A 12,644-nucleotide genomic window follows, 5' to 3' on the forward strand; every position below is an offset into this window, starting at 1 on the left:
GTGAGTCGACGCCTGATAAGGAGGCCACCATGTCCACCTCGGTGGCGATGCACATGAGCGACGGCCTGCTCAACGCTCCGACGTCGATCCTTTTTGGCGCGGTGGCGGTGATCGGGCTGGTGATAGCGACAATCGGCGCACGGCGGGACCTCGACGACCGCACCGCACCGATGGCCGGACTGGTCGCAGCGTTCATCTTCGCCGTACAGATGCTGAACTTCCCCGTTTTGCCCGGTGTGAGCGGACACCTGCTCGGCGGCGCGCTCGCCGCCATCCTCGTGGGGCCGTTCGCCGGTGCGCTGTGCGTGACGATTGTGCTTACGCTGCAAGCATTGTTGTTCGCCGACGGCGGTTTGACCGCTTTGGGGGCGAACGTCACGAACATGGCGCTGATCGGTACCGCCGCGGGTTACCTGGTGGCCGTGGCGCTGCGGAAACTGGCCACTCGCAACAAGTTCGGGTTGGTGGCGGTCGCGTTCTTCGCCGCTTTCTGTAACACGGTCATCGCGTCGCTCGGCTTCGTGCTGGAGTTCGCGATCGGCGGTGACTCGGCGTTCGCACTGGGCGGCGTAGCCGCAACGGTGATCGGCGTGCACTGTCTCATTGGGATCGGCGAGGGCATCATCACCGCGCTGACCGTCGGCGCTGTCGCCGCGGTACGCCCGGACCTGGTGTATCTGCTGCGCGGCACCTCGCGTCCGCTCGTGATCAAGGAGGCGTCGTGACTCGCCGTCGTAGCCTGTTCTTCATCGGTTTCGCCCTGATAGCCCTGATCCTGGCCGGCGGCGTGTCGTATTTCGCCGATTCCAATCCGGACGGTCTTGATCACGCCACCCTGCAAGGCTGCACAGTCGGCGAGAACGAGCAACTGACCGGGACCTGCATCGCGCAGGGCGCCACCGACCACTCGCTCAAGGACAGCCCACTGGCCGACTACGCGGTGGGCGGCGCCGAAGGGACTACCGGCCTGGCCGGCGTGATCGGCGTGATCGCGACCCTGGCGGTCGCGGGCGGGCTGTTCTGGGTGCTACGCAAGCGTTCCCCGAAGGACAGCTGATGGGAGCCGGGCACAGCCACCTGTTGTACCGCGCGGGTGACTCGCCGGTGCATCAACTCGCACCCGAGGTGAAGATCATCTCGGCGCTGGCGATGGTGCTGTGCGTGGTGGCCACGCCCCGCACGGAATATTGGGCGTTCGCCGGGTATTTCCTGGTGCTGCTGGTGGTGTGGGCGATCGCGGGAGTGCCGCTGAGGTGGTTCGCCGCGCGCGCCATGATCGAGATTCCGTTCGTGGTACTGGCTTTTCTGCTGCCGTTCGTCGGCGGCGGGGAGCGGACGCAGTTCCTCGGCCTGTCGGTGTCCGTAGCGGGAGCGCTGGCCGGGTGGAACATCCTGATCAAGGGCACGCTCGGCGTACTGGTGTCGCTGACCCTGGCCGCCACGACGAGCCACCGCGACCTGATCGCCGGTCTGCAACGGCTACGCGTGCCCAGCCTGTTCATCACGATCGCCACGCTGATGATCCGTTACGTCGAGGTGATCGTCGAAGAAGCGCGGCGGATGCGGATCGCGCGCATCAGCCGTGGACACGATCCACGATTCCTCTGGCAGATCGGTGCGACCGCACGGGGAATCGGAACACTGTTCATCAGATCGTATGAACGCGGTGAGCGTGTGCACATCGCGATGCTGTCCCGCGGGTGGTCGGGCGTCCTGCCCGAATCCGCCCGGCAACGCCCTGGCGCACGACTCTGGGCAGCCGGACTGGTGCCCGCGGCCGTATCCGCCGCGACCCTTACGGTGGCATTGTGGACATGACTCCAGCGCTGCAGGTCGAAGGCCTGGCGTACGCGTATCCCGACGGCACGCAGGCGTTGTTCGGTGTGGACCTGCGGGTCGACCCGGGCGAACGGGTCGCGGTGCTCGGGCCGAACGGCGCCGGGAAAACGACCTTGGTGATGCACCTCAACGGGGTGTTGCAGGCGGGCGCCGGCAGCATCTCGGTGGCCGGGCTGCCGGTCTCGAAGGCGAATCTGAAGGAGATCCGGCGCCGGGTGGGCGTGGTCTTCCAGGACCCGGACGACCAGTTGTTCATGCCGACCGTCGGCGAGGACGTCGCATTCGGGCCCGCGAACTTCGGCGTGACCGGCGCTGCGCTGGAGTCGGCCGTGGCATCGGCGTTGAACGCGGTCGGCATGGCGCATTTGACGGACAAGTCCCCGCTGCACTTGTCGTTCGGGCAGCGGCGGCGGGTCGCGGTGGCGACCGTGCTGGCGTGTGATCCGGAGATCATGGTGCTGGACGAACCATCGGCGAACCTGGAACCGATCGCCCGGCGCGAACTGGCCGAAGTACTGCTTTCCTTGGACCGCACGATGTTGATGGTCACGCACGATTTGCCGTACGCGTTGCAATTGTGCCCGCGCAGCATTCTGATCGACGGCGGCGTCATCGTGGCCGACGGGCCGACCGAGAAGATCCTGGCGGACACGGATCTGCTTGCGCAGCACCGGCTGGAGCTTCCGTACGGGTTCCAGATCCCCGCCTGACATGACGGTGTGGCTGATCCGGCATGGGGAAAGTCTCGCGAACGCGGGCAGCCACACCACTGGGTCGGCCACGAATCCACTGACGTCACTGGGCACGCGCCAGGCCGCGGTGGTGGCCTCGGTTTTCAGCCATGCTCCGGACCTGGTGGTTTGTTCGCCCTACCTTCGTGCCCAGCAGACGGCCCAGCCGACCATCGACCGGTTCCCGCAGGCACGTGTCGAGGAGTGGCCGATCGAGGAATTCGACTATCTCGGCCGATTTCACGGTAAACCGACCACTGCGGCGCAACGGGCTTCGGCGGTCGCCGCGTACTGGGCAGCCGCTGACCCGTGCTACCGGGATGACGAGAATTCCGAGTCCTTTGTGGACGTACATGCTCGGGCTCGCCGGTTCCTGGCGCGTTTGGCGGAATCGGGGGTTGAGCGCGTGGCCGCTTTCACCCACGGCATGTTCATGCGCGTTGTGCTGTGGGCGATTCTGACCGGTGACACCGTTCCCGACTCTGACAGCATGCGGCGGTTTCACACCTTCCGCATGGCGACCCTCATCCCCAACTGCTCAATCCTGCCGTTGGTTCTGCATCGCGAGCAGGGCTACCAGTTCTTAAGCGCGACCACGGCTCATCTTCCCGCGACACTGCAGAGCGGCGGGTACTGATCTGCGAGCCAGCGTTGGCCGCGCCGCAGACCAGAACCAGGAGCCGACGTGGCGCTGCGGTTGCGCCAGGAGTTCACACAAGAAGCCGCCGACAACCAGTTCCGACCAGGACCAGGACCAGCTTGCCTCACCTCGCCGAACCGATTCCCCTTACCGCACAAAGAACATCCCCCACCACTCCCGGGGGCTCCCCTGCGGCCAGTCTATCGGTGGGGTGTGATCAACAGGGATTGTGTCGTGGGCGATGTGGACAACTCGGCTCCTGTGGACAACTCGGCGATGTGGATCTTCGCGCACTTGCCTGGCCGGTGGGTCTCACTACGATCGGCAGTGGCATTGCTTTCCTTCTGTCCGTTCATAGTGTGAAGCCATTGGGGAAAGGATCGGTGGGGTCCAACAGGTATTGAGCCATGCCGGTGATCCAGGCGCGACCGGTGACAGTCGGGACGACCGCGTCGAGGGAAGCGACAGTGGTCTGCTTGCTGAGCCGTCCGATGAACGTGGTTCCGAGCAGGGACTCGTTCACGAAGTCCTGCCCGATGGCGAGTTCGCCGCGGGCATGCAGTTGCGCCATCCGTGCGGAAGTGCCTGTGCCGCACGGGGATCGGTCGAACCATCCAGGGTGGATGACCATGGCGTTGCGGGAATGGCTGCCGCCAGTCCCGGGAGCCACCAGTTGTACGTGTTTGCATCCAGCGAAGCGCGGGTCGCCGGGATGCACTGGTCGGCGCTCGGCGTTGATGGCCGCCATGATCTGCAGGCCTGCCGTGAGCATTCTGTCCTTTTCGGACTTGTCAAAGGGGATTCCCAGGTCCTTGATGGGCAAGATGGCGTAGAAGTTCCCGCCGTATGCCATGTCGTAACGGACCTCGCCGATCCCCGGCACAGTCACGACCGCGTCGAGTTCCAGCGAGAACGATGGCACGTTCTCGATGGTGACCGACTCGGCGTGGCCGTCGCGGACATGGACTTCCGCGACGACCAGGCCCGCGGGCGTGTCCAGTCGGATAGTGGTGACAGGTTCGACGACTTCGACCATGCCGGTTTCCACCAGCACGGTGGCCACACCGATTGTGCCGTGCCCGCACATCGGCAGGCAGCCGGAGACCTCGATGTAGAGCACTCCGGTGTCGGCGTCGGGTCTGGTGGGTGGCTGCAAAATCGCGCCACTCATGGCGGCGTGCCCACGCGGCTCGTTGACCAGGAATTGGCGAATGTGATCAAGGTGTTCGACGAAGTAGGCGCGTTTCTCGGCCATGGTGTCGCCTGGGATCACGCCCACTCCGCCGGTGATCACACGCGTCGGCATGCCCTCGGTGTGCGAGTCGACCGCGGTGAAGTAACGGGTGGCCCGCATTTCACGCCACCCCGACCGCTCGCCGCATGTCGGCTTCCAGTGCGGCAAGCTGGTCGCTCGACAGCGGGCCACGAGGTGGCCGGCATGGTCCGCCATACCGGCCGACGTAGTCCATGCCGTACTTGATCGCCTGTACGAACTCGGTTCGCGAGTCCCACCGGAACGCGCCGACCATGGCTTCGTACATGGCGCGAGCGTCGGCGACCTTTCCTTCCAGGGCAAGGGAGAACAGGCGCACGGATTCGGCCGGGAAGACGTTCGGGAATCCGGCGAACCAGCCGGTCGCGCCCATCAGCACCGACTCGACCAGGACGTCGTCAGCTCCGGCGACCACGGTCAGGTTCGGCGCGAGGTCGCGGATCTCGGTCACTCGACGGACGTCACCGGAGAATTCCTTGATCGCGACCACGTTGTCGATCTGGGCGATCTCCGCGAGCAGCGCGGGTGTCAGGTCGACCTTGGTGTCGAAGGGGTTGTTGTAGACCATGACAGGCAGGCCCACGGCCGCGACCTGTTCGAAGTGCTTGATCACCTCGCCGGCGTTCGCCCGGTACAGGGTGGGTGGCAGGCACAGCACGCCATCCGCGCCGTCCTCGGCCGCGACCTCGGCCCAGTGCCGAGCCTGGTGTGAGCCGACGCCGTGCACGCCGACCACCACAATTCCCCTGTCCCTCACCGTTTCGATCGCGGTCCGCGCCACGGCGCGGCGTTCGTCGTCGGTGAGGGAGGAGTATTCGCCGAGTGACCCGTTCGGGCCGACGCCCCGGCATCCGTTCTCGATCAACCAACGGCAGTGGTCGGCGTAGCGGTCCAGGTCGACTCGGAGCCCGGCCGGCGCGGCCGGGTCCTCGGCGTACGGCAACGCGGTAGCGACGATGACGCCGTCGAGCTTCTCCTGTGTCACTCTTCCTCCTCGGCTGCGAGTTCTCCCAACCGCAGCGGTGCCGCGATCGGGCGTCGGTCGTTGAAAGCCACTCCGGTCAGGTCGGCCGCGTTGCGCAAGCAGGTGCGGCCTTGGCAGCGGCCAAGGCCCACTCGGCTGACCAGCTTCACGGTGCGCGCCCCAGTTGCCGCCCTGGTCCGGACGGCGTCGCACAGCGCGCCGTACGTGACGCGTTCGCAGCGGCAGACGACGGTGTCGGTGGCCAACCAATCGCGCCACTCTGGCTGGACCGGGTACGCCTGCGTCATAGCTGCCGCGAATCTGCGGCCCTGACGTACTTTTCGCAATGTCTCACGGGGGATGTCGCCACCCACAGCGGCGATCCCGGCGATGGTTCCCTCCGCCGCGGCGAGGTCCGCACCACCGATGCCGGTGATCTCCCCGGCCGCGAAGACGCCCGGAACTGAGGTCGCTTGCGTGATGTCGACATGGACGAATCCGTCCACCAGTTCGCATCCCGCCGCGACTGCGAGCTCCAGCTGTGGCGTGAATCCGTAGCCGATGCACACCGCGTCGACCTCAATTTCCTTCGTGCTCACGACATTCCAGTGCTCGCCGAGTCTGGCGACAGTCGCCGATCGGATCTGGGAGTCCCCGTGCGCCGCAACCACGGTTGTCTGGGTCCGGTACGGAATCCGGTGGCGCGCGAGTAGAGCCACGTACTGGGCGGCCTCGCCGAATTTGTGCCGACCGGCGAGCGGCGTGCGTAGCCAGCGCGCCGGGGAGTTCGCCTCCAGGACGCCGACCACCGAAGCTCCCACGTCGATCAGCGACTTCGTGACGGCGAGCAGAAACGGCCCGGTCCCGGCCACGAGCACACGTTTGCCGATCGGGATGCGCTGTTCTTTGGCCAGGATCTGTGCCGCGCCCGCGGTGTAGACGCCTCGCATGTCCCAGCCAGGAAACGGAACGACCCGGTCGTACGCGCCGGTCGCGAGAATGAGTACGTCGGCGTCGATCGCGCGGGCACGCCTGTCTGGCCCATCTGCTGGGCCAGTGAGCAGGTGCACGCGGCGTCCTTCAATCGCCCAGACCACTGTGGACGGCAGGTGCTCGACTCCGGGCAGCGTGCGCGGTTGGTCGAAGGGTTGCCGGAAGAACTGGCCACCCACTGACTGGCCGGCGTCGACCAAGGTCACTCGCGCGCCACGGACCGATGCCGCTCTGGCAGCGCTGATACCTGCGGGTCCGGCTCCCACGACGACCACGTTCATGATCGAGTCCGCACGTCGTCACCGTCGACCGCTATTCGCTGGCAGGCACGAACATCCGGAATTTCGTTAAGCGTGACTACACAGTCGAAGCACACACCGATCCCACAGAAAACCCTGGCACGGCCCACTTTGTGCAGGACCGCGGCGATGGTCTCGCCGGGCTGCGCGGGCACTTTCTGGCCGTCGACGGTCACGTGCATGGCGTCACCTCCGGGCGGTCCACTCGGAACGGCAGCGGGTCGACCACGGGTGGCCGTCCCAGGAACAGGTCCGCGATCAACTGGCCCGTTCCGGCGGCCAGGCCGATTCCGGCGCCCTCATGCCCGGTCGCGTGCCACAGTCCGGGGACACGCGGGTCGGGGCCGATGACCGGCAAGTGGTCGGGTGCGTATGGGCGGAAACCACCGTACGCCCGCATGACGGGTACTCGGGCCAACCCGGGAAACAGCCGGACGGCCTTGCGCGCCAGTTCTCGGAGTACGGGCACGCGCATGGTGTCGTCGAAGCCGACGCGTTCCCGGCTGGAGCCGATCAGGATCGTGCCCGCCCGGGTCGACTCGACCACTGTGGACGTTTGCAGGTCAGCCGCGCCGCTCTCGACCGCGCCGACGTAGTCCGCGTCGTAAACCTTGTGCCGCACGGTGAACGGTGTGTGGCTCGTTACGAGGACCACTCCCCTGCGCGGCTGGATGTTGATCGGCGCGCCCACGCGTTCACTGAACTGACCGGCCCACGGTCCGCAGGCGTTGATCACCGCGCCGCAGTTCAGGAAACCCTCGGATGTGCGGAGGCCGCCCGGTCGGATGCCGAGCGCCGCCACGTCACCGCGCACCTCACCGCCGCGGCGCTTCACAGCGGCCAGCAGCGTCGTCGCGGCCAGCACGGGCTGCAGCTGGGCATCGTCCGGGTAATGCACGGCGGCGGTGACGTCAGGCGTGAGGTTCGGCTCGAGCTCCAGCGCGTCCGATGCCGTGATCAGGTCCGCGCGGACACCGGCGCTGCGTTGGTGGTCGGCGAACTCGGCCAGGGCTTCGGCGTGCTCCAGGGCAACCACCAGGCCGCCCTTGGCGTCCCATTCCACCTCCGCCTGCTCGGATCCGAGCAGGTCACGCAGGGTGGCCAGCAATTTCGGCCACCTCGCGACCGAGGCCTGCGCCAGTGCGAGTTCGGGGCCTGGTGGCTTGTCGGAGAGCAGGACGTTGCCCTCGCCTGCCGCGGTCGTTCCGCCTGCCGGTGTGCCTCGATCGATCACGGTGACCCGGACTCCGGCCGCGCTGAGCGCCTCGGCGCACGCAGCGCCGATGATGCCCGCTCCGACGACCACGACGTCCGGCTGCATGACCACCACCGTTCATTAAAGTGAACGACAGCAGGGTAGCCGGAGATGCTGGCGCATCCAATGGGCCATTAGGGGTGAACGGGTGAAGCCACCGCTCCAGCCGGGTATTGCAGCAGCAGGACCGACATCACCGGACCGTCGACGGCCTCGTAGATGTGCGGCCGATGAGCCGGGAAGCAGATGTAATCACCCGGGCCGAGGAGGTATGGCTCGTCCGGTGGGCCAAAGTGCAGTTGACCTGCCATGACGGTGACGTGTTCGAGGCCGGGATGGCCGTCGGAGTGCTGGATCGCGCCCGGCCGGACGCGCTGGTCGTAAATCTCGACCACCGTGTCGGTCAGGTCCATCCGGCGCAGCAGGCGCAGGTCGACCGCGTTGCTGCTGAGCACGTCCAGGCTCGTCGAACGGACCAGCACGACGCCGGGATCGGTCTGTTCGGTCAGCAGGCTCGACACCGGGACGTTGAAGGCGTTCGACAAACTGAACACAGTCTCGATCGTCGGGTTCCCGGTCCCCGACTCGAGCTGCGAGAGCGTCCCCTTGGCTATCCCGGAGCGCCTGGCCAGCTCCGACAGCGACAGACCGGCTTGCCCGCGCAGTGCCCTGAGGTTCGCGGCCAGTACCTGACCAGCCTGTTCCCTGACCACCCGGCCTCCTCGCGCTCGCGGAGGCCGAGGCTACCCAACCGTGGGTGGACGGGGCAGCCCCGGCACATACCGCGAACCCTCACGAACCGCCGGTCAGCTGCCGGTAAACGTGCCGGACTGGATCACGTTCCACTTGCCGTTGTCCACTCCGTACACCGACAGAACCTTGTTGGTGCTGTCGCCGTATTGGTCGAAGGCGACGTCGCCGGTCGCACCACTGCCCTTGTAACTTTGCACCTGGTCACGCAACGCTGCGCGCTGCGACTCGCTCCAGGTGCCGTTCGGCCCGAGGGTGTTCGCCAGGCTGGCAATGATCGCGTTGGCCGCGTCGTACGAGAAAGCCCCGAATCCGCCGTATCCGTCCGCATAATTCTTCTGGTTGTACGCGGCGACGAATTCCTTCGCGGACGGCTGGGTCTCGGTCGGCGCGCCGACCGATGTCGCCAGGTCGCCCTTGCGGCCACCGAGCTCGATGAACTTCTGGTCGTAGATGCCGTCACCGCCCATAACGGACACGTTCAGCCCCGCTTCGCTTGCCTGCTTGCTCAGCGGTGCGGCAACCGGGTATTCGCTGCCGACGTAGATCGCGTCCGGCTTGGCCGCCTTGACCTTGGCCAGCACACCGTTGAAATCGGTGTCCTTCTCGCTGACGGTCTCCCGTGCGACGATCCGGGCGCCAAGTTCGCGCGCCTGCTTGGTGAACTCGGTCGCGAGGCCTTCGCCGTAGGTCTTGCCGTCGGTGACGATCGCGATGGCCTTCTTGCCGACCTTGCCGACCAGGTATTCCGCCGCATACGGACCCTGGTAGGCGTCGGTCGTGACAGTCCGGAAGTAGTTGTTGAACTGGCGCTTGGGTTTGGCCGAGTCGGGACCGATGGTCAGCGACGGGTTGGTGTTTCCCGGTGAGATCTGCACGATGTTCTTGCCAGCGAGAACAGGCTGCACGCTCTGCGCCACTGAGGAATTGTAGGTGCCGATCACGCCGACGACGCTGTCCGTCGCGGCCAGTTTGGACGCCGCCTGGATACCGATCTGCGGAGTGGCCGTGTCGTCTTCCGGCTGCAGAACGAGCCGATAGCCCTTCACGGTGCATTTCTCGTTGGCTTGGTCAACGGCCAGCTGAGCCGAGTTCCTGATGCCGAGGCCGATCGACGACTGACCGCCGCTCAACGGCGCGATCAGGCCGACGACCAGCGCACCTTTGCTGGTGTCGCATCCGTTGGCCTGGCCGGGCGCACCGGCCTCGGTTTTGTTGGTGCCGCAAGCGGCCAGCAGTACCAAGCCGGCGATCAACGCACCGGCTTTCACTGTCGGGTTGTGCACTTGATGTCCCTCCCTGGCGCCGATCGCCTGCCTGTCGGCAACGACCGGCGCGACCCGGTATGTGATATTCGGGTTTGAAATTTCGATCAATCACTGCCTTGTGGCGATCGCGGCCAACGTAGTGGCAGACGTTGCCAAACGAATGCAGGTCAATTTCGGATTCGGCCAACTCATGCCATCTGGTACACAGCTGCGCCCGATTGTCTAGACCGCATTTCCCCAGTGTGCGGACAGGAATCCAGGAACGCGTTCATTGAACGACTTTCCAGAACGAGCCGTCCACGCCCGAATGGACGCGGAGCCGATCGGAAGTCCCCGCCCCGCGGGACCGGCGGCCGTACGCCCGTTCACCCCGCTCGCCCGGCCGATGCCACCCGATCGCTGCTGGATAAGCTTGGGTGTCCGGCACTCAAGGGGTTAGGAAGATCATGGCTGAGGCCGCCTTCATCTCGACGAGCATCCCGTACGTGAACGCGCAGCCGCACCTTGGGCACGCCTTCGAGTACAGCCAGACGGACGCGTACGCGCGCCACATGGCCAGCCAGGGTATGGACGTCTACTTCCTCAGCGGCTCGGACGAGAACAGCCTCAAGAACGTGCTGGCCGCGGAGAAGGAGGGCGTCACCGCCCGCGAACTGGTCGACCGCAACGTCGTCTTCTTCGAGCGGATGGCCGCCGACCTGCAGACCAAGCTGTCCCGGTTCATCCGCACCAGCGTCGACCAGGATCACATCGACGGCGCGGTCGAGATCTGGCGCCGGATGGACGCCAGCGGCGACATCTACGCCAAGGACTACGAGGGCCTGTACTGCGTGGGCTGCGAGCAGTTCTACACACCCGCTGAGCTGGTCGACGGCAAATGCCCCGAGCACCTGACCGTGCCTGACCTGATCACCGAGCGGAACTACTTCTTCCGGCTGTCGAACTACCAGGACAAGCTGCTGGCCGTGCTGGAGTCCGGCGAGCTGAAGGTGTTCCCGGAATCGCGCCTCAACGAGGTCGTCAGCTTCGTGCGGTCCGGGCTGGAGGACATCTCGATCTCCCGGTCCACTGGCCGCGCGCGCGGCTGGGGCATCCCGGTGCCGGGCGACGAGAACCAGGTCATGTACGTCTGGATCGACGCGCTGACCAACTACACCAACGCGCTGGGCTGGACCCGCGACGGCGAGGAGTACAAGAAGTACTGGGTCGACGCGGCCAAGCGGGTGCACGACGTGGGCAAGGGCATCACCCGGTTCCACGCCGTGTACTGGCCCGCGATGCTGATGTCCGCGGGCTTGCCGATACCGACCGAGATCGTCGTGCACGGCTACATCACCGCGTCCGGCCAGAAGCTGAGCAAGACCACCGGCAACGTGGTCGACCCGGCCGACCTGATCGAGCGATTCAGCTCGAACGCGGTGCGGTATTTCCTGCTCGCGGAATTCTCGCCCTTCATCGACGGCGACTTCAGCGAAGAACGCCTGATCGCGCGGTACAACGCCGACCTGGCCAACGGCCTTGGCAACCTGCTGTCGCGGGCGACCAGCATGACCGTCCGGTATCGGGATGGCGTGATTCCTGAGCCGGCCGAGATCGGCGACCCGGAGCGTTCCCTGGCCGAACAGCTGGCCGCCAGCGAGCAGGAGTCCGTCGCCGCGATGGCCGGGTACGACCACCGCGAGGCCCTGGCGCGAATTTGGGACCTGGTCCGCCGGACCAACGCGTACGTCGACGAGCGCGCCCCGTGGCACTTGGCCAAGGACCCGGCGCAGGCCGCCGTGCTGGACACCACGCTGCACTACCTGGCCGGCGCCGTACGCCAGCTGGGCCGGTTGCTGCTGCCGTTCCTGCCGGAGGCCGCCGAGACGATCGTGCGCACGCTGGGCGCCGAGCCGGACAAGGTCCCAGGGGCCCAGAACTGGCTCGACGGGCTGGCAGGCGTGCAGGTCACCAAGTCCCCGGCGCTGTTCCCGCGGATCGAGGCGCCGGCCGCCGAATAGGGCGAAAACCCTGATTCCGGTGAACCGGGAGAACTGACACGCGCGGTCCGACGTTGTCCGGATATGGACTTTACGGTCGAGAGCCGGGCACTGGTGGTCGTGGCGGGCTTGCCGGGATCAGGCAAGAGCACGCTGCTGCGGCACACCCAGGCCAATGTGCCGATCTCGGTGCTCGACACCGACCATGTCCGGGCTTTGTTGGCGCGCCTGTTGCCTCGTTCGGTCCCGTACGGCTGGTACCGGCCGCTCGTGCACGTCCTGCACACCGCCCGGCTGCTGGCGAGCGTGCTGTTCGCGTCCGGGCCGGTGCTGGTGCACGACCCGGCGACGGGCGCGGGTACGCGGACGGCGTTCGCGTTGATGGGCGTGCTGTCCCGGCGGCGGAGGCATTTCATTTGGATCGATTGTTCGCCCGCTGAGGCTCTCGCCGGTCAGGTCGCGCGCGGGCGGGTGCTGCTCAAATGGTCGTTCGCGAGGCATATGCGCCGCTCACCGCAGGTGCGGTCCCGGCTGTTGGCCGGTCGGTGTCCGCAGGGCTGGCACACCGCGCAGCTCGTCGACCGGAGCACCGCGAGCACCGGGCTTCAGTTGAAGGTCGCCTGAGGGTTTGGCGGGGCTGGCGGACCAGCCCC

General features: G+C 66.5%; 14 protein-coding genes. 7 read left to right on the forward strand and 7 right to left on the reverse strand.

Annotated features, from left to right (window positions below):
• The first annotated feature begins 29 nt into the window (after window positions 1-29).
• The 5 genes from B9C43_RS41755 to B9C43_RS41775 are packed head-to-tail and all read left to right on the forward strand — an operon-like array spanning window position 30 to window position 3,207.
• Window positions 30-725: an energy-coupling factor ABC transporter permease gene (locus tag B9C43_RS41755; RefSeq protein WP_084432953.1), complete on the forward strand. Its 696-nt coding sequence runs from the start codon at window positions 30-32 to the stop codon at window positions 723-725.
• Window positions 722-1,057 carry a PDGLE domain-containing protein gene (locus B9C43_RS41760; protein WP_084432954.1) on the forward strand — a complete coding sequence of 112 codons (336 nt, stop codon included), beginning with the start codon at window positions 722-724 and terminating at the stop codon, window positions 1,055-1,057. The genes B9C43_RS41755 and B9C43_RS41760 overlap by 4 nt, the downstream gene beginning before the upstream one ends.
• Window positions 1,057-1,818: a cobalt ECF transporter T component CbiQ gene (gene cbiQ / locus B9C43_RS41765; RefSeq protein WP_084432955.1), complete on the forward strand. Its 762-nt coding sequence runs from the start codon at window positions 1,057-1,059 to the stop codon at window positions 1,816-1,818. Before B9C43_RS41760 ends, cbiQ begins: the two co-directional genes overlap by 1 nt.
• Window positions 1,815-2,549: an energy-coupling factor ABC transporter ATP-binding protein gene (locus B9C43_RS41770; protein ID WP_084432956.1), complete on the forward strand. Its 735-nt coding sequence runs from the start codon at window positions 1,815-1,817 to the stop codon at window positions 2,547-2,549. Before cbiQ ends, B9C43_RS41770 begins: the two co-directional genes overlap by 4 nt.
• A gap of 1 nt (window position 2,550) precedes the next feature.
• Window positions 2,551-3,207 (forward strand): histidine phosphatase family protein, encoded by a 657-nt coding sequence (locus B9C43_RS41775; RefSeq protein ID WP_084432957.1) that lies wholly within the window; start codon window positions 2,551-2,553, stop codon window positions 3,205-3,207.
• A 355-nt stretch (window positions 3,208-3,562) separates the two neighbouring features.
• Here the strand turns inward: B9C43_RS41775 and B9C43_RS41780 are convergent, their stop codons facing one another.
• The 7 genes from B9C43_RS41780 to B9C43_RS41810 form a co-directional block, all read right to left on the reverse strand.
• Window positions 3,563-4,564: a proline racemase family protein gene (locus tag B9C43_RS41780; protein WP_084432958.1), complete on the reverse strand. Its 1,002-nt coding sequence runs from the start codon at window positions 4,562-4,564 to the stop codon at window positions 3,563-3,565.
• Between the two features lies 1 nt (window position 4,565).
• Window positions 4,566-5,468, reverse strand: coding sequence for a dihydrodipicolinate synthase family protein (locus tag B9C43_RS41785; protein WP_084432959.1), 903 nt, complete (start codon window positions 5,466-5,468; stop codon window positions 4,566-4,568).
• Window positions 5,465-6,721 (reverse strand): FAD-dependent oxidoreductase, encoded by a 1,257-nt coding sequence (locus B9C43_RS41790; protein ID WP_084432960.1) that lies wholly within the window; start codon window positions 6,719-6,721, stop codon window positions 5,465-5,467. The genes B9C43_RS41785 and B9C43_RS41790 overlap by 4 nt, the downstream gene beginning before the upstream one ends.
• Window positions 6,718-6,921 (reverse strand): (2Fe-2S)-binding protein, encoded by a 204-nt coding sequence (locus B9C43_RS41795; RefSeq protein ID WP_084432961.1) that lies wholly within the window; start codon window positions 6,919-6,921, stop codon window positions 6,718-6,720. Before B9C43_RS41795 ends, B9C43_RS41790 begins: the two co-directional genes overlap by 4 nt.
• On the reverse strand, window positions 6,912-8,060 hold the full coding sequence (locus B9C43_RS41800) for an NAD(P)/FAD-dependent oxidoreductase (protein WP_084433128.1): 1,149 nt from the start codon (window positions 8,058-8,060) through the stop codon (window positions 6,912-6,914). The genes B9C43_RS41795 and B9C43_RS41800 overlap by 10 nt, the downstream gene beginning before the upstream one ends.
• A gap of 68 nt (window positions 8,061-8,128) precedes the next feature.
• Window positions 8,129-8,707: a helix-turn-helix domain-containing protein gene (locus B9C43_RS41805; protein ID WP_033389094.1), complete on the reverse strand. Its 579-nt coding sequence runs from the start codon at window positions 8,705-8,707 to the stop codon at window positions 8,129-8,131.
• 93 nt (window positions 8,708-8,800) lie between these two features.
• Entirely contained in the window at window positions 8,801-10,030 is a 1,230-nt protein-coding gene (locus tag B9C43_RS41810) for a branched-chain amino acid ABC transporter substrate-binding protein (RefSeq protein WP_235039157.1), read from the reverse strand.
• A 428-nt stretch (window positions 10,031-10,458) separates the two neighbouring features.
• Between B9C43_RS41810 and B9C43_RS41815 the strand changes: the two genes are divergently transcribed.
• Window positions 10,459-12,012, forward strand: a complete 1,554-nt coding sequence (locus B9C43_RS41815) for a methionine--tRNA ligase (RefSeq protein WP_084432962.1) — start codon at window positions 10,459-10,461, stop codon at window positions 12,010-12,012.
• Window positions 12,013-12,075: 63 nt separating this feature from the next.
• Window positions 12,076-12,615 carry an AAA family ATPase gene (locus tag B9C43_RS41820; protein WP_033389088.1) on the forward strand — a complete coding sequence of 180 codons (540 nt, stop codon included), beginning with the start codon at window positions 12,076-12,078 and terminating at the stop codon, window positions 12,613-12,615.
• Window positions 12,616-12,644: the final 29 nt, after the last annotated feature.

The sequence above is a fragment of the Kibdelosporangium aridum genome, assembly GCF_900176515.1.
Classification (GTDB): Bacteria; Actinomycetota; Actinomycetes; order Mycobacteriales; family Pseudonocardiaceae; genus Kibdelosporangium; species Kibdelosporangium aridum.